Annotated in this window: 13 protein-coding genes and 6 pseudogenes; 16 read left to right on the top strand and 3 right to left on the bottom strand. The window is 37.5% G+C overall.

Translation table 11 applies throughout. The features are described 5' to 3' along the window. Positions 1 to 52 precede the first annotated feature (52 nt). Positions 53 to 1,063 (bottom strand): phenylalanine--tRNA ligase subunit alpha, encoded by a 1,011-nt coding sequence (pheS, locus tag OWR28_RS07805; protein WP_332386148.1) that lies wholly within the window; start codon positions 1,061 to 1,063, stop codon positions 53 to 55. 126 nt (positions 1,064 to 1,189) lie between these two features. Then, the gene (locus tag OWR28_RS07810) at positions 1,190 to 1,795 is read right to left on the bottom strand and encodes a YceI family protein (protein WP_332386150.1); all 606 of its coding nucleotides are present in this window, start codon (positions 1,793 to 1,795) and stop codon (positions 1,190 to 1,192) included. Between the two features lie 126 nt (positions 1,796 to 1,921). Between OWR28_RS07810 and OWR28_RS07815 the strand changes: the two are divergent. Beyond that, a pseudogene (locus OWR28_RS07815) lies at positions 1,922 to 2,855 on the top strand (ABC transporter ATP-binding protein). A 338-nt stretch (positions 2,856 to 3,193) separates the two neighbouring features. Here OWR28_RS07815 and OWR28_RS07820 read toward each other — a convergent pair. Beyond that, the gene (locus OWR28_RS07820) at positions 3,194 to 3,538 is read right to left on the bottom strand and encodes a zinc ribbon domain-containing protein YjdM (RefSeq protein WP_027373877.1); all 345 of its coding nucleotides are present in this window, start codon (positions 3,536 to 3,538) and stop codon (positions 3,194 to 3,196) included. Between the two features lie 430 nt (positions 3,539 to 3,968). On the opposite strand from OWR28_RS07820, the gene OWR28_RS07825 reads away from it, so the two are divergent. The 15 genes and pseudogenes from OWR28_RS07825 (at position 3,969) to OWR28_RS07895 (ending at position 17,930) form a co-directional block, all read left to right on the top strand. Continuing rightward, positions 3,969 to 5,174: an RsmB/NOP family class I SAM-dependent RNA methyltransferase gene (locus OWR28_RS07825; protein WP_332386151.1), complete on the top strand. Its 1,206-nt coding sequence runs from the start codon at positions 3,969 to 3,971 to the stop codon at positions 5,172 to 5,174. Between the two features lie 189 nt (positions 5,175 to 5,363). After that, complete coding sequence (locus OWR28_RS07830; protein ID WP_332386152.1) at positions 5,364 to 7,031, top strand: GLPGLI family protein; 1,668 nt, start codon at positions 5,364 to 5,366, stop codon at positions 7,029 to 7,031. Positions 7,032 to 7,350: 319 nt separating this feature from the next. After that, positions 7,351 to 9,018: an asparagine synthase B gene (asnB, locus tag OWR28_RS07835; protein WP_332386153.1), complete on the top strand. Its 1,668-nt coding sequence runs from the start codon at positions 7,351 to 7,353 to the stop codon at positions 9,016 to 9,018. A gap of 299 nt (positions 9,019 to 9,317) precedes the next feature. Continuing rightward, entirely contained in the window at positions 9,318 to 10,160 is an 843-nt protein-coding gene (locus OWR28_RS07840) for a hypothetical protein (RefSeq protein WP_332386154.1), read from the top strand. 13 nt (positions 10,161 to 10,173) lie between these two features. After that, positions 10,174 to 11,427 carry an MFS transporter gene (locus OWR28_RS07845; protein WP_332386155.1) on the top strand — a complete coding sequence of 418 codons (1,254 nt, stop codon included), beginning with the start codon at positions 10,174 to 10,176 and terminating at the stop codon, positions 11,425 to 11,427. Then, the gene (locus OWR28_RS07850) at positions 11,424 to 11,699 is read left to right on the top strand and encodes a hypothetical protein (RefSeq protein ID WP_332386156.1); all 276 of its coding nucleotides are present in this window, start codon (positions 11,424 to 11,426) and stop codon (positions 11,697 to 11,699) included. The genes OWR28_RS07845 and OWR28_RS07850 overlap by 4 nt, the downstream gene beginning before the upstream one ends. A gap of 178 nt (positions 11,700 to 11,877) precedes the next feature. Continuing rightward, positions 11,878 to 12,751 (top strand): annotated as a pseudogene (locus tag OWR28_RS07855) (pirin family protein). A 157-nt stretch (positions 12,752 to 12,908) separates the two neighbouring features. Next, the gene (locus OWR28_RS07860) at positions 12,909 to 13,220 is read left to right on the top strand and encodes a GNAT family N-acetyltransferase (RefSeq protein WP_332386157.1); all 312 of its coding nucleotides are present in this window, start codon (positions 12,909 to 12,911) and stop codon (positions 13,218 to 13,220) included. Between the two features lie 50 nt (positions 13,221 to 13,270). Beyond that, positions 13,271 to 14,170 (top strand): pirin family protein, encoded by a 900-nt coding sequence (locus OWR28_RS07865; RefSeq protein WP_332386158.1) that lies wholly within the window; start codon positions 13,271 to 13,273, stop codon positions 14,168 to 14,170. A gap of 21 nt (positions 14,171 to 14,191) precedes the next feature. Further along, positions 14,192 to 14,719 (top strand): annotated as a pseudogene (locus OWR28_RS07870) (NADPH-dependent FMN reductase); the annotation flags it as partial. A 3-nt stretch (positions 14,720 to 14,722) separates the two neighbouring features. Then, positions 14,723 to 15,298: pseudogene (locus OWR28_RS26910) on the top strand (TMEM175 family protein). Position 15,299: 1 nt separating this feature from the next. Next, positions 15,300 to 15,517: pseudogene (locus OWR28_RS07880) on the top strand ((4Fe-4S)-binding protein). Then, a complete protein-coding gene (locus OWR28_RS07885) occupies positions 15,517 to 15,912 on the top strand; it encodes an OsmC family protein (RefSeq protein ID WP_332386159.1) in 396 nt (131 codons plus the stop codon). Before OWR28_RS07880 ends, OWR28_RS07885 begins: the two are co-directional and overlap by 1 nt. Position 15,913: 1 nt before the next feature. Then, positions 15,914 to 16,200 (top strand): annotated as a pseudogene (locus tag OWR28_RS07890) (GNAT family N-acetyltransferase). A gap of 170 nt (positions 16,201 to 16,370) precedes the next feature. Next, on the top strand, positions 16,371 to 17,930 hold the full coding sequence (locus OWR28_RS07895; RefSeq protein WP_332386160.1) for a sodium:solute symporter: 1,560 nt from the start codon (positions 16,371 to 16,373) through the stop codon (positions 17,928 to 17,930). The last annotated feature ends 12 nt before the right edge of the window (positions 17,931 to 17,942 follow it).

Raw genomic sequence — 17,942 nt, forward strand, 5'->3', positions numbered from 1 at the left:
TTAGGTCAGTAATTAAAAACAAAAACCTCCGGAGCTCCGGAGGTTTGATTTTTTATAGTGTTTTGAATTGTTCAAGTGTTCTGATATCATTTTCAAAAAACATTCTGATATCACTCATCTGGTAAAGAAGCATCGTAATTCTTTCAATTCCCATTCCGAATGCATATCCTGAATATTTCTCAGCATCGATATTTACATTTTTCAGCACGGCAGGATCTACCATTCCGCATCCCATGATTTCCAGCCATCCTGTTCCCTTCGTAATTCTGTAATCAGTTTCAGAGTTTAATCCCCAATACACATCAATTTCAGCACTAGGCTCTGTGAACGGGAAGAAAGACGGTCTCATTCTGATTTTAGACTTTCCGAAAAGCTCAGTAGTAAAGAACTGAATGGTTTGCTTCAGGTCTGCAAAGCTTACATTCTCATCAATATACAATCCTTCAATCTGGTGGAAAATACAGTGAGAACGTGAAGAAATTGCTTCATTTCTGAATACTCTTCCCGGAGATAAAATTCTGATCGGAGGCTGGTTTTCTTCCATATAACGGGTTTGTACAGAAGAAGTATGCGTTCTTAAAAGAATATCCGGATTCTGCTCAATGAAGAACGTATCCTGCATATCTCTTGCCGGGTGATATTCCGGAAGATTAAGCGCTGTAAAGTTATGCCAGTCATCTTCAATTTCAGGACCGTCTGCTACTGCAAAACCGATAGATTTGAAGATTTCAATAATCCTGTTTTTAACCAGATTGATCGGATGTCTGGAACCCAGATCCAATGGAAAAGCAGGTCTTGTAAGATCTTCTTTTTCCACTATAACAGAAGACGCTGAAGCATTTTTCAAATCCTCCAGTTTTACAGCTACCGCCTGCTTCAAAGTATTGATCTTCTGCCCGAATTCTTTCTTCTGGTCATTAGGAACTTCTTTAAATTTTTCAAAAAAATCATTCAGAACTCCTTTTTTACCATTGTACTTGATTCGGAAGTTTTCGATCTCTTCCTTAGAGGTAGCATTGAAGCCGTTTACTTCGATCAGTAGTTCTTCTATCTTTTCTATCATTGTTTTACCCTTTCAAAATGTTTTGCAAAAATACGATTTTAAGTTGAATAATAAGTCCGTCATAAAAAAATCTGCCTCTTTTTCGGGAGGCAGACTTCAATCACTTATTTCACTTAAATAAAAAAATTATTTCTTTTCTAATGCTTTAACGCTGATCTGAAGAGTTACCTCATCTTTGATGACACCGTTTTCAGCAGGAGCCTGGAACTTCACCCCAAACTCTTCTCTCTTGATATCTTTCGGCTCAGTAGCGACACTCACTTCTCCATTCTTCACAGAAACATTAGCTTTAAACTGAACAGGTTTTGTAATTCCCTTAATTGTTAAATTACCGTCCAAAAGAGTATTATAATCACCTTCTGTAGCCGGAGTTACCTTTGTAATCTCATAAGAAGCTGTAGGAAATTTTTCCACTTCAAAGAAATCCCCGCTCTTCAGGTGGCCGTTTAATTTTCCTAAATCTTCCGGGCTGTCTTTAAGATCCACAGAAGTTAAAGAATTCATATCAGCAACGAATTTTCCGCTTTCCAGTTTTCCGTCCTTCACTGTCACATCTCCGCTTTCAAACCTGATTGTTCCGAAATGACTCGTATTTTCAGATTTAAATACTTTGTATCCTTTCCATTCAACTTTACTGTTTAGCGTATCCAAAGTGAACTGGCTACCTTCTTTAGTAGTCGTCACCTCATTACTTTCACTGGTAAGCGGTTTATCTTTTTTACAAGAAACCATTACAGCAGTAATAAATAATGCAGGAATAGCTAACGAAAACAGTTTTTTCTCATTTTTGATTTATTTTTATTAGTTCTGCTAATATAATAAAAAAATATGTTTTCATAAAAACCTTACATTTGTAATATGCTATTAGAAATAAACAATTTATTTTTCTCTCACAATAAAGAAAATCCCCTGTTTCAGAACCTTAATCTAAGGTTTGAGGAAAACAGAATTATAGCTCTTGCCGGTGAAAGCGGATGTGGAAAATCTACCCTTCTCAGCCTGATCTATGGCCTTCTTGATTGGGAGAGCGGAGAAATTATTTTTAACGGAACAAAGCTTTCAGGACCAAAAGGAAATCTTGTTCCCGGAGAACCTGAAATGAAATTCGTAGCACAGAATTTTGATCTTATGCCTTACGCTACTGTTGCCGAAAACGTAGGAAAATTTATTTCAAATATCAATTTAAAACAAAAAAGAAACCGTAACGGAACTTCTTGAGGTCGTAGGACTTCAGGAATTTGCCAACGTACTCCCCAAATATTTAAGTGGCGGACAGCAGCAGAGAGTGGCTATTGCCAGAGCATTATCCGTACTTCCAAAGCTTCTGATTTTAGACGAACCGTTCAGTAATCTTGATTTCCCAAGAAAAATTGAAATCCGGGAAAGACTTTTCAGATATGTAAAGCAGCACGGGGTTTCCTTAATTATTTCCACCCATGAGCTCCAGGATATTATGCCATGGCTGGACCAGATTGTTATTCTGCAGGACGGAAGACTGATTCAGAATGACAGTCCTGAAGAAACCTACAGACATCCTTACAATTCTTATGTTGCCAGACTATTCGGAGAAGTGAATATTTTTTCTGAAACTGAAGCCGAAGATTTCCAGCTTTCAAAATTTTCTTATTATCCGAAAGAAATAAAAATCACCGAAGCAGGTTTTGAAGCTGAAGTTCTGGAAAGCAGATTTGCAGGAAATTATTATTGGAATAAACTAAGAGCAAAAGGTAAAGAACTGGTAGTTTATACTGATGATAAAATATCCGGATCAATATGTATTTCGTTTATGTAAAAGAAAATGCTAAATCGCAAAAGACGAACAGGAAAAATCGTAAAACAGATCATCTGGCTGACTAATAAGCAATTTTGCTATTTCACGGTTTTGCCATGTTGCCACTCCACTTAACTCCTACATTTTCTTATACTTACCCAATAAAAAAATACAAATATAAGAAGCTGTTATAAAACTTTTTCTTACATTTGTATTTCCACAGCATAAGGAAATTTTTGGTTAATTCTCTTTCTGCCTTCCGGACGGACATTAGCAGTACTGCAATTAAGTCTCTTGAAAGATTACACTGTCCAATTTTTTCCTTTTCTTATTTTTCAGGGTATAAAAGAAGAATTCTCTTACGCTTTCTTTACAAATTCTGACTTAAGAGCCATCGCTCCGAAACCATCAATTTTACAGTCGATATTATGATCGCTTCCCGGTCTTAAACGGATATTTTTCACTTTAGTTCCTGCTTTTACCGGCTTTGGCGCTCCTTTTACGGGAAGGTCTTTTACGACTACTACAGAATCACCATCCTGAAGCTCATTTCCGTTAGAGTCCAATATTTTTCCTTCATTTGCAGCTTCAGAAGCAGCTTCTTCAGGATTCCATTCGTAAAAACACTGAGAACATACCATCATGTTATCACTTGGGTAAGTAAATTCAGAGCTGCATTTCGGACAAAGTACTGTATCACTCATATTTTAATTTTTTGCAAAGGTAGGGCTTTTTAAAGGTTGAAGTCAAGAGGTAAAGCTCAGTATAGTAGACAATAAGCATATATTAATTTCACACCATTAAGTGAATTAATGCAAATTAAATAAACCTGTCGCAAAGAAAATAAAGTATAATAATGAACAGTGTATATTTTGTTAACAAATATTTTTCATTAAGCAAAAATACAGGTTTATTCATCTTAGAATAAAAGGCTATTGTAAGCAAATAAAAAAATATAAATATTCGTAAAATAGTTACAAATTCAGCATAAAAATTGATTTGCTGTATAAAAATTCACCAGCAAAGCGGATTGACCATTCACAATTCACCATCCTTTATCAACTCTCCCACCCCAAATTCCAAACTCTCAATTAAAAGTCGTATTTTTGCAGATTCAAACAGCGAAGCAAATTTATGGAACTTATTCACAGAAACTTGGCAATCGGAATTCACGATGCCTTACAGGAGACATTTTTTGAGAAAAACAAATATGCCGATAAAGTTATTGAAAGACTTTTGAAAGCAAACAAAAAATGGGGAAGCCAGGACAGAGCTGTTGTTTCTGAAATTTTCTACAATATTATCCGTTGGAAAAAACGCCTTGAATACTATATGGGTGAAGGGGTGAAACCCAACAATATCTACAAGCTGATCATTGCGTATCTGCTTTGGAGCAAAACCAATTATAAAAAATTTGAAGAATTTGACGGAATCAAAATCGCCGATATTCTTACCAAACTTAAAAAGAACACCGTTCCTACAAAAGCAATAGAACATTCTATTCCCGACTGGCTTGCTGAAACACTTGAAAAAGAACTGGGTGCCAACTGGGAAAAAGAAATGACTGCCTTAAATGAGCAGGCCCCTACTGTTTTAAGAGCTAACTCTTTAAGAACAACAACCAAAGAACTTATTTCTGATCTTTCGGATGAAGGTGTTGTCTCTTTTCCTGTTAACGGTTATCCTGATGCTGTTCAGCTGGAGGAAAAGAAGAATGTTTTCCTTACCACAGCTTTCAAAGAAGGATTATTTGAAGTTCAGGATGCTTCTTCCCAGAAGATCGGGTATTTCCTTGATGTAAAGGAGGGACAAAGAGTGGTGGATGCATGTGCCGGCGCGGGAGGAAAAACGCTTCATCTGGCAGCATTAATGAAAAACAAAGGACAGATTATAGCATTAGATATCTTCGACTGGAAGCTTGCGGAGTTGAAGCGCCGTGCAAAGAGAGCCGGAGCCCACAACATCGAAACCCGTATGATCTCCGACAACAAAGTGATCAAGCGTCTTCATGAAAAAGCAGACAGGCTTCTGATTGATGCCCCATGTTCAGGTCTTGGAGTTTTAAAAAGAAACCCGGACAGTAAGTGGAAGATTGATCAGGATTTTATTGACAGAATTAAAAAGGAACAGCAACAAATTCTTCAGGATTATTCTAAAATGCTTAAAAAAGGAGGAAAAATGGTCTACGCAACGTGTTCTATCCTTCCTTCTGAAAATAATCTGCAGGTAGAAGAATTCATCAAAAACAACCCTGGATTCAAAATGATTAAAGATGAAAAAGTAATGCCTAGCGAAGGGTATGACGGATTCTATATGGCTTTGATTGAGAGAGTTTCTTAGTCTAAACCCAATAAACAATACATAAAAACTACTCTATTTTTTGGAGTAGTTTTTTTATTTAAAATCTTTATAAAAAATGTAACAATTTTTGTAACATTTAGTAAAGGTTACCTACTAACTGTATAGATTTAATCCGTTTTTTGACGCTGTAGAAAGTTTAGAATAACTTTGCAGCAAACTCATTTATTTATGCATACAAGAATTGTTTTCAATTTTCTGGCTGTTTTTTTATACTGTCTGTTTTCTGCACAGACATATGAAATTCAGTATACCAGCTCTTATAACGGAAAAATATTAACTGACCCGCCTTCTACCATTGTATGGGTTAATGAAAAGGAAAATTTTATTCTCAACAATACGATCAAGGAACAAAAAAGCAGCTATCCTTATGAGATCACTAAGGTAGAAAAGCCATCCAATACTATTGTCTCTTATGCTTTTTTAAAACCCGGAACAATCATCACGACGTCAGATGCTGAATCTGTAGGAAAACAGGATTTCGAACTGACCAATGAAACGAAAAAAATTCTGGGATACAACTGCAAAAAAGCGGTCACAAAAGTCAATTCCAATACCATTGAAGTATGGTACACCAATGATCTGAAACTAAAAGGCGGACCTTCTGTTTTGGGACAAAATCTGGGACTGGTTCTGGAAGTGGAGAGAAATAAAAATTCTTTAATGACAGCCAGTTCAATCAAAAAGACCAGAAGTACCGGAATTGAAAGTATCATCAAAGGAAATATTCAGACAACAGATCAGTTAGGATATAAAGATCTTCTTTGGAAAAGCAGATTTACCATACTGAATGTTTTTGAAAATGAAACTATCAATTTCTCTGATGCCTCAAAATCTGACAGCCAGATAAAAAGATATGCCAACGGAACTGTTATTCTTAAAAAAATAAAATTTCCTGCTATTACAGAAGGTGAAAACGTTTTTATAGAGTTAAAGCAGCAATCTGACGGAGATGCCTATGACCGAACAGGAACTGTATTTTTTATTCCGCAGGACAAAGAAAAATCGTTTTTTGATGGACTGGAAAAAGGAGTAAAAACACTTCCAGTCTACGAAAACGGAAACGGAAAACAATATTACGGAGTAACAGCTACCAGCAGCTACAGCCCTGCCATGGAAATGATGCGGTTCTTTACCGCTTTTGGCATTCAGAAGTTTAATCATATTCAGCTTAAGGGAAAAGACTGGCACACCATCAGCCCTTACCGGCAGGATATTACGGAATTAAAACCTGCTTTATCCGGAAAAGAACTTTGGATAGGAACTTTTATTGGAAATTATGATAAAGGAGGACACAAAGTAAGTCTTGATATTACGATTCACAAAAGCGATCAAAACGTTAATAAAAATAATATAGCCATCCCGTTATTCAACACTTTAAACATTATGGAAATGGCCGGACAGGACTATTCTACCATGTTCAGTCAGGATAAAGGCCTTCTTGTCAGTTTCACTTTGGATAAAGATCTGAAAAACGCTCAGCTAAGATATACCACAACGGGCCATGGCGGCTGGGAAAACGGAGACGAATTCGTCCCTAAAACCAATTCTATCTTTGTGGATGGAAATCTGATATTTTCATTTGTACCTTGGAGAACAGACTGTGGTTCATATCGTTTATACAATCCGGCCTCCGGAAATTTCCAGGATGGTCTTTCGTCATCAGACCTCAGCAGATCAAACTGGTGTCCGGGAACGGTTACCAATCCTGAATTCATCCACCTTGGAGATCTGAAAGCAGGAAAACATACAATACAGGTAAAGATTCCACAGGGACCAACCGAAGGAACAAGCTTCAGCTCATGGAATGTTTCGGGAACATTACTTGGGATCCAATAAAAACAAAACCTTCTTGCATGAGAATTGCAAGAAGGTAAAAACACAAATGATGAAAAAAAATTATTTCGAGCCACAAAGTAAGGGGTAAAATTCATATAATTAATTACCATAGATTAATAAATATGTCATTTTTATTTCGTATAGAGATGACAATAATTTGCCTCAGCGAAAAAAATTAATCAAAAACATGTCAATTTCAATAAATAGTTAAAATTTTTAACTTTAAAATATTAATTGATTAAAAATTTTCACATTTAAACTTTTTTCATTGTTATTTATAAACATCACTTCTACTTTTGTCCCATAAATAATAAAAATTATGTGTGGAATTGTATGTTTATTTGACGCCAAACAGAAAACTGATGTATTAAGACCCCAGGTTTTGGAAATGTCAAAAAAAATCCGTCACAGAGGGCCGGATTGGAGTGGAGTTTTTCAGGACGAAAAAGTAGTTTTCTCTCATGAAAGACTTGCCATTGTAGATCCAACATCCGGAAAACAACCTTTATTTACCAAGGACGGAAAAGTAGTATTAGCTGTAAACGGTGAAATCTACAACCATAGAGAATTAAAAGAAGAGTTTCCTGATTATGAGTTTCAGACTCAGTCTGACTGTGAGGTAATCCTGGCTCTTTATAGAAAATACGGAAAAAATTTCGTTGAAAAACTGAACGGAATTTTCGCTTTCGCCTTATATGATACTGAAAACGATGTTTACCTGATTGCCCGTGACCATATGGGAATCTGTCCGCTTTATCAGGGCTGGGACAAAAACGGGAACTATTATGTCGCTTCTGAACTGAAAGCTCTTGAAGGAGTTTGTAAAAAAATCGAAACATTCTTACCGGGACATTTTGTGTACAGCAAAGACGGCGCTGAGCTTCAGCAGTGGTACAAAAGAGACTGGGAAAGTTTTGATCATGTAAAAGAAAACGAAACGGATATTGCAAAATTAAGAAAAGGCCTTGAAGATGCCGTACACAGACAACTGATGAGTGATGTTCCTTACGGAGTACTTCTTTCCGGAGGTTTGGATTCATCTGTCATTTCAGCCATCACAGCAAAGTTTGCACGCCAGAGAATTGAAAGCGGTGATACCCAGGAAGCCTGGTACCCAAGACTTCACAGTTTTGCGGTGGGACTTGTAGGTTCTCCCGATCTGGCAGCGGCTCAGAAAGCAGCAGAGCACATCGGATCTGTACATCATGAAGTTAACTTTACCGTACAGGAAGGATTAGATGCTGTACGTGACGTCATTTACCACCTTGAAACGTATGATGTAACAACCATCAGAGCATCCACTCCGATGTATCTTCTGGCAAGAGTGATCAAGTCTATGGGAATTAAAATGGTTCTTTCAGGAGAAGGTTCCGATGAACTTTTCGGTGGCTATTTGTATTTCCACAAAGCTCCTGATGCAAGGGAATTTCATGATGAAACAGTGAGAAAACTGGGAAAACTTCACCTTTATGATTGTCTGAGAGCCAACAAAGCATTAATGAGCTGGGGAATTGAAGGAAGGGTTCCTTTCCTTGATAAAGAATTCATGGATATTGCAATGACGCTTAATCCAAAAGATAAAATGATCAGCGCCGCAGAAGGAAAAATTGAAAAGTGGGTATTAAGAAAAGCTTTCGAAGATATTCTTCCTGATTCTATTGTCTGGAGACAGAAAGAACAGTTCTCTGATGGCGTAGGATATTCATGGATCGATACTTTAAAAGAGGTAGCCGAAAAAGAAGTAACGGATGAAATGATGGCTAATGCAAGATTCAGATTTCCATTGAACACTCCTCAGAACAAAGAAGAGTACAGATACAGAACTATTTTTGAAGAACATTTCCCAAGTGAAACAGCCGCCGCTACAGTTCCGTCTGTTCCTTCAGTAGCCTGCTCCACTCCTATTGCTTTGGAATGGGATGAAGCCTTCAAAAAAATGAATGACCCAAGCGGAAGAGCGGTGAAGGTACATGAGACGTCATACTAGAAAACCGGTTGATGAATCGGCAATGATTAATTCGCTGCACATGTGAATTACTGCGGGATCGGGGTTGCGGGATCGGATTAAGAACCATCAGCACGAAAGTATTTTTAGTCTGCGGTTACGCATTCATTTTGCGAAGCAAAAATTCACCATTGCTATTTCATTTCATGACTCTAAACCTATAACTCTCTCAGTTATAATTTATCAATCCTGTAGCAATACAGGATTTTTCTTGAATTAACAATAACAATATGGCATAATTTAACTCACAATCCAAAATAATATCTAATAAATAATTATATTTGGAAAACGAAAATATCAATTATAAAAAAATGAGAAGAAACCTTACTGTTTTATTTGCCTTATTAGCCATAAGTTTCGCTTTTGGACAAGGAAAATATGGCAAATATCTGAATTCAAAGAAGCTTGCTTTGGCTTACAAGAGTGTGAAAGACCAGGATAAAGATGACTACTATCAACAATATTACTGGCTTGTAAAGGCAGAGCAGCTGAAAACGTATCCTCACCTTAAAGATATAAAACCTGTTGTTTTATACGAATTCGTAAAATATGTTAACCCTCAGAATCCGACAAAAAAACTTGATGACAGAGGAAAAGAGCTTAGAGCAACAGCAGAATTATCTTTAAATCAGTATTTTAAAAATAAAAAATTTGAAAACAATTCTGTTTTAATGTACAACCTTGAGACGTATGTAGATCCTTCAAAAGGCCAGTATTACACTAAGGTTGATCCGGAAAAAATCAAGGAACTCGTACCTAAAGAATTGTTTGCTTTCAATTCTTACAACAGAAACATCGGAGAGGAAAAAACATATTATCTTTGGATTGACAAGAAAAAAGACGATCTGAACATTGTAGATATCATTCCTAACGAAAAAGAGGACAAAGCTTTTTATACCAGATTAAGACAATATCTTCCCAATTATAAATTTTCAAAGTACGTTCCCACTGTAAAAAAAGGGAACAAATCTGATAAAACGGACATTGAATACTATTACATCATGCCGTTTGAGCAGAATACAGACAATATTGAATACAAAACAAAAGATTTTAAAACTTTCACTTTAAGCCAGTACAGAAAAGCCGGTGACGAATGGAAAGGAGTAGAAAAACCTAGAAAATAATTAAAAAAGTCCTGTGAAATTTCACAGGACTTTTTTAATTTTATATGGATTTCTTTATCTAAGGATCAAACCGCTTAAAGCAAGCGGTTCTTCAAATCAAATAAGCCTGGGAGTTTTTATGACCCAGCCGGTACGAAATGACAGAAGCAAATACACCACAGACATCCGTAAAAAAATACTTCCCTTAATTCTGGCCACTGCTATTTTTATGCAAATGCTGGATTCCACGATCCTCAATACTTCCCTGCCCGCCATTGCAAAAGACCTGAATGAGTCGCCACTCAATATGCAGAATGCCATCATCAGTTACGTTCTGACCCTGGCGGTCTTTATGCCGGCCAGCGGTTTTCTTGCGGACAGGTTTGGAACAAAAAAAGTGTTTATATTTTCTTTGATATTATTCAGTCTGGGTTCTTTGTTCTGTTCCATGTCTCAGAATCTTACTCATTTGGTAATTTCAAGAGTTATCCAGGGAGTTGGAGGAAGTTTGATGACCCCTGTAGGAAAACTTGCACTTATCAAAACATTTGATAAAAACGAATTGCTTAAGGCAATGAATTTCGCCATTATTCCTGCGCTTATCGGGCCTGTGCTTGGCCCTTTGGTAGGAGGTTATATGGTAGATTATCTTTCATGGCACTGGATATTTCTTATCAATATCCCGATTGGCCTTCTGGGAATTCTTTTGGGATTAAAATTCATGCCTGATTATAAATCTGATGATGTAGATTTTGATTTAAAAGGCTTCTTAATCTTTGCAGCAGCCTCTCTCCTGCTTTCCGTTTCATTGGAACTTTTTGGAGACATACAGAATATTACTCCTGTTTTACTTGTATTTATTATGGGATTTCTTTTCCTGTATTATTATTACAAACATGCCAAAAGAGGAGGAAACCCTATCTTTCCTCTGAATCTGTTTCAGGTAAGAACTTTCCGGGTAGGTATTGTAGGAAACCTTGCCACCCGATTAGGAATCAGCTCTGTTCCGTTATTGCTGCCATTGATGATCCAGATTGCCTATAAACAGTCTGCAGTAACTTCAGGCTGGATCATTGCCCCTATGGCCTTAACCGCTATCTTCGGGAAATCATATGTGATTAAAATTTTAGATAAATATGGCTACCGCCAGACTTTAATGATCAATACGTTCATCATCGGAACTCTGATTTGCCTGCTTGCTATTCCTGACATCCATACTTCTCTGTACTGGTTTGTTCCGATCATCGCGATATTAGGTTTTTCAACTCTATACAGTTCACTTCCATGAACACTATTTCTATTGCCGATCTCCGGAACTTTCAGACCAGCAGCGGAAACTCTTTACTCTCTGTCAATCAACAGCTGGCAATAGGTTTCGGAATAGCTTTCGGACTGATTGTTTTAAAGCTGTATGAAAATACAGATCTCATTAAGGGAGAAATCCATAATGCATTCCGGTTAACTTTTCTTACAGTAGGCATATTAACGATTTTATCAGGTTTTGTATTCAGGAGACTGCATATTTCGGATGGAAAAAATATGAAGTCGAAGGAGGAATAATTGTAAGGGAAATAATAAAAAGGTAGAATCGTAAAACAGCAAAAAGGCAAAATAGCGAAATCTAATACAGAGCGGTTTTGCATTTCCGCCTTTCATTCCCCATTCTCACGAACTTAACACAGATCAATGCTTTTCACAGGTAACTATGGTAATTTTGTTTACATAAATCAACAATGTGATGGCAACTAAAATAATAGAAATCGTAGTATCTCCAAGACCTGCACATTTTGTAGGTGATGGATTCAGGGTTCATAATTTCATTCCGGGAGTGCCTGGATTGGATATGAAAAAAATGGATCCGTTCATTATGCTGGATTACAATTCAAAATTTCACTTCAACGGATCAGACAGGCCAAGAGGAGTTGGCGTTCATCCGCACAGGGGTTTTGAAACCGTAACAATAGCATACAGCGGAAAAGTAGAACACCATGACAGCGCCGGTGGCGGCGGTGTTATCGGAGAAGGGATGTTCAGTGGATGACTGCAGCTAAAGGAGTTCTTCATAAAGAATATCATGAAACCGAATGGGCAAAAGAAGGAGGAATTTTTCAGATGGTTCAGCTTTGGGTGAATCTTCCAGCGAAAGACAAAATGAGTTGTCCAAAATACCAGGCTATTGAAAACGCTAAGATGGAAAGAGTTGATCTTGGTGACAATGGTTTTATAGAGGTGATTGCCGGAGAATATGACGGTCACAAAGGGCCAGCCAGTACATTCACACCGGTTCACATGATGAATGCCAAACTTACATCAGGAGGAAAAGCTGATTTTAATTTCCCTGCCCATTTCAATACAGCTGCTTTGGTTATTGAAGGAAGTGTTATTATTAATGGCGAAGAAACGGTTAAACAGGATCATTTCGTTCTTTTTAAGAATGAAGGTGAAACATTCAGCATTGAAGCCAAAGAAGACGCTGTTGTTTTGATCATCAGTGGTGAGCCTATCAACGAACCGATTTATCCTCATGGCCCTTTTGTTATGAATTCGAGGAGGAAATCATGCAGGCTTTCGAGGATTTCAATACCGGGAAATTCGGATATCTGGAAGATTAAAAGAATTAAATTTATCGTAATCTTTAATTATTCCTTTTTTATTAACTTTATATGATGGCAAACCTTACAGGTTTCAGAAACCTGTAAGGTTTAGCTGTTATTATGAATACGTGTTGTTTATTCTATTTGAAAAACAAACACCTTTAATGCAAAAATTATGAAACCTGAATTTGAAAATATACCTCTTGTAAAAGCAGAAAAAAGATTTGAAATAGAAGTCAACGGGCACCACGCATTTATTGATTATCGTGAGACCATGCACCAGATCTCTTTAATTCATACTGAAGCAGATGCTGAACTGGCAGGAACAGGTGCAACCGCAGCTGTAGTGGAAAAAACACTCCATTATATTGAAGAGAGCGGGAAAAAACTTCTTCCGTTCTGTCCTTATGTTTTTGCCTTTATCAGGAAGCATCCTGAATGGAAGCGTATCGTGGATGAGAGATTTGAAGGATATGACAAACTCTGAACACTTTCATCAATCTAATTAATTAACATTTAAAAAAGTATCACATCATTATGTCAAATATTGGACTTATCATTGAAGAAAAAGCAGCGGATATCGGTAATTTCCTGGTAGGAAGACTTCTTCCTTTCCGTGAAAAAAGAGCTGTCGGACCTTTTGTTTTTATTGATCATATGGGACCATCAGAATTAAAAGATTATCAGAATCTTGATGTTCCGCCACATCCTCATATCGGTTTATCTACATTAACGTACCTGCTGGAAGGCTCTATTTTCCACAGAGACAGCATCGGAAGCGCTATTGAAATAAAACCGGGTGCCGTAAACTGGATGACTGCCGGAAAAGGAGTGGTACATTCTGAAAGAACTCCTGAATATTTAAGGCACAGTGATAAAAGACTTCACGGATTCCAGATCTGGGTAGGACTTCCAAAGCATCTTGAGCAGTCGGAGCCTACCTTCCATCATATCGAAGCGGATGAAATTCCGGTTTGGGAGGAAGACGGCATCCAGTATAAATTAATTGCCGGTGAAGCATTTGGCAGGACCTCTCCGGTTCCGGTACACAGCAGGTTATTTTTCCTTGAAATCAAAACCAGGGAAGCTAAGAAAATCAGCATCGGAAAGGATCTTTACGGAGAGGCGGCAATGTACGTTCTGGATGGAACTGTAACTACAGACGGAAACTCTTATGGTTCAAAACAGCTGATGATCGCTAAAGACACCAAGCTTTGTGAGTTTGACATGAGTGAGAACGGAACTGTTTATCTTTTCGGTGGTGAGCCCTTTGATGAAGAGCGTTTTATATTCTGGAATTTCGTCAACTCTGACAAAGAAGTAATTGAGCAGGCAAAAGTAAACTGGAATGACCAGAATCACGAGGCATTTCCTCTGGTACCGGGTGACGAAAACGAATATGTTCCGCTTCCTAAGGCTATTTTAAACAGAAAATAACTTCAGTCCGATTGATTAATCATGAAAATATTAGCATTTGCAGGAAGTACATCTTCCACGTCTATCAACAGGGAACTGGTTAAATTTGTTCTGAAAGATTTTCAGGATGAAGAAATCAATCTGATTGACCTCAACGATTTCACTATGCCTGTTTTCTCTGTAGACCTTGAAAAGAAGGGCTTTCCTGATCAGGCTCATCAGTTTTTAAAAGCTATTGAGGAATGTGATGTCATCATCTGCTCTCTTGCAGAGCACAACCGTTCTTACAGCGCTGCTTTTAAAAATGTTTTTGACTGGGCTTCAAGGATCAATGTAAAAGTATTTCAGAACAAGCCGATGCTTCTGATGAGTACGTCTCCAGGAGGTTATGGCGGCGGAAATGTGATGAATACAGCAAAAACATTTTTCCCACAGTTTGCAGCAGATATCAAGGATACATTTTCATTACCTAAATTTTATGAAAATTTTGATCTTGCAAGCGGGGTCATTAATCCGGAAATGCTAAATGACCTGAACAATAAAATACAGAATTTTAAAATCAGGTTAAAACAAATGACTAAGGGAAGACTGGAGGCTTTCAGTGATGGTGTTCTGGCTATCATTATCACCATTATGGTACTTGAGCTGAAAGTACCGGAAGGAAATAACTGGGCCAGTCTTAAACCTCTTCTCCCTAAGTTTTTGGCCTATATTTTCAGTTTTATCTATGTAGGAATCTACTGGAACAATCATCATCATTTATTTCAGACCGTAAAAAAAGTAAACGGCAGTATTCTTTGGGCCAATCTTCATTTGTTGTTCTGGCTCTCTCTGATGCCTGCTGCTACAGAATGGATCGGGAATACAGGTTTTGCAAAAACCCTGTAGCGGCCTATGGTATCGGGCTCATTATGCCGGCAATTGCTTATACGATTCTGGAAAATGTGATCATCCGCTGCGAAGGGAAGATTCAAAACTGAAAGAGGCCATTCACTCAAAATATAAAGAATATATCTCCATCGTATTTTATATTCTGGGAATCGCTACTTCATTTTTTATCCTTATATTGCCATAGGTTTTTATTATATCGTGGCTCTCATATGGCTGATTCCGGACAGAAGAATCGAAAAATCATTAAAAGAAAATTAATATGGAAACACACGAATATACCAACGGCGACATTACTGTCATCTGGCAGCCCCAAAAATGTATCCACTCGGCTGTATGTGTAAAACTGCTTCCCAAAGTCTATAATCCAAAAGAAAGACCCTGGATAAAAGCGGAAAATGCAGCTCCTGAAGAACTTAAAAACAGATAGACCAATGCCCTTCCGGTGCATTAAGTTACAAATTCAATACAGAAAAATAATGGCGGTAACAGTAAAAGCAAGTTTAGGAAAAACAAAATATTATACAGAAGTAACAGCCGGCGATAATCAGATCATTACTGACGAGCCGGTTGATAAAGGCGGACAGAATAAGGGCTTCAATCCTTTTGAAATTCTGGCAACGTCACTGGCAAGCTGTACAGCTGCTACATTGAGAATGTATATTGAAAGAAAGGAATGGGATGTGGAAAACATCAATGTGGAGGTAGAACTTGAAAATTTCCCGTTAACAAAAAGAGCAGTCTTCAAAAGAGATATCAGCTTTGAAGGTGTTCTGGATGATGAACAGAGAAAAAGACTGCACACCATTGCCGATGCATGTCCTGTTCATAAAATATTAACCAACGACATAGAAATATTAACCAAATTCTCATAGTATGATCGAAGTAAAACAAAACAACGACGAAAAACACGGAAGTTTTGAAGCTTTCATAGATGGAAGACGCGCAGGAATGATGACCTATACCTGGGCGGGAGAAGAAAGATTTATTATAGACCACACCGAGGTGGAAGAAGCCTACAACGGAAAAGGTGTAGGTAAGGAAATGCTTCTGGCAGCAGTAGATTTCGCCAGAAAAAACGGGAAAAGATTATCCCCCTCTGCCCTTTCGCTAAGGCAAGTTTCCAGAAAAGCGAGGAACTTCAGGATGTTTTGGTGAATTAACCACTGTTTCCACCCTTACAATACAAACCTTCCGGACTTATTCCGGAAGGTTTTTTATGCCGTTATTTTTATTTTCAATACCAGTTTTTTCCTTAAAAATTGTGTCTGAACTAAATTCACGATTCACGACTGATCTTTTTTATATATTTGCTAAAATTTAAAAATCAGGCATGAATCCAGGAACTATCCTTTTGCTATTTGTTTTCGTCTATTTTATCGGTCTTTTGGTGATTTCTTATTTCACCAGCCGGAATTCTGATAACCAGTCGTTTTTTATCGGTAACAAAAAGAGCAAATGGTGGCTCGTAGCATTCGGGATGATTGGTACCAGCTTAAGCGGGGTTACTTTCATTTCAGTTCCGGGAACTGTCGGAAAAATGACCGGCTCCGAATATATTTACGGAGGTTTTGAGTATTATATGATGGTTATCGGGTTTTTCATCGGATATTTTATTGTTGCGGCAATATTACTCCCGCTTTATTATAAAATGAATCTGACTTCCATTTATACTTATCTTGGAAAAAGATTCAATGTGGAAGCTCATAAAATAGGCTCGATCTTTTTTATTATTTCAAGAGCAATTGGTGCTACGGCGAGGCTATATCTTGTGGTAAACGTTTTACAGATTTTCCTGCTTGAAGGATTGGGAGTTCCGTTTTGGGTAACCTCACTTGTACTTTTACTGATGGTACTTCTGTATACTTTTGAAGGAGGCGTAAAAACGATTGTGATTACAGATACGCTGCAAACCTCCTTTATGATCATCAGTCTTATAGCATGTATCACTTACATTTTATCTAACCTGAACTTATCCTTTGGGGAAGCATACACCATTCTGGAGCAGAAAAATTATACTCATTTCATCAATTTTGATCCTAATTCCAAAACTTTTTTCCTGAAAACAATTCTGGGAGGAATTTTTATCACGATTGCCATGACGGGGCTTGATCAGGAAATGATGCAGAAAAATATCTCTGTGGATAATCTTAAGAACTCCAAGAAAAACATGCTTACCTTTGCAGGAACACTTCTTCTGGTAAACCTTGCCTTCTTATTCCTGGGAGGATTATTATACCTTTTTGCACTGCAGCATGGAGCAGAATATGGAACGATAAACGGGGAAACAGTAACGAATATTTTCGGATTTAAAGATACCGCAGGAAACATCAAAAACATAATGGGAGACGATCTTTTCCCGGCGCTGTCCCTTCAGGGATATTTTCCGATGGCTATTTCCGTTATTTTTATTATCGGATTGATTTCCGCATTATTTCCTTCAGCTGACGGCGCTCTGACAGCTGTAACAAGTTCATATTGCGTAGATCTATTAAACCTTAATGAGGATAAAACCAAAACTGAAAAAGAAAAGAAACGCCTTCGTATGAAAGTACATCTAACTTTCACCGTTGTTTTCTTTATCCTGATTATGGTCTTCAAGGCCATGAATGACAAGTCTATTGTTTACCTGATCATGGAAATTGCAGGATATACTTACGGACCGCTTTTAGGACTTTTCGCTTTCGGAATCTTCACCAAATTTCAGATTTCAAGAAAATACTCTATTCTTACCGTAACGATCTTAGCTCCTGTACTGACTTATCTGATCAATCTGGCTGTTACTACTTATACAGATTACAGAATTGGCGTAGAGCTGATCGTTCTGAACGGATTACTAACTTTTATCGGCCTATGGATGGTAAAAGACAGACAACATTTAAGAGTAGTTTAAATTTAATCGTAA

The sequence above is a fragment of the Chryseobacterium sp. 1B4 genome (assembly GCF_036631475.1).
Lineage (GTDB): Bacteria > Bacteroidota > Bacteroidia > Flavobacteriales > Weeksellaceae > Chryseobacterium.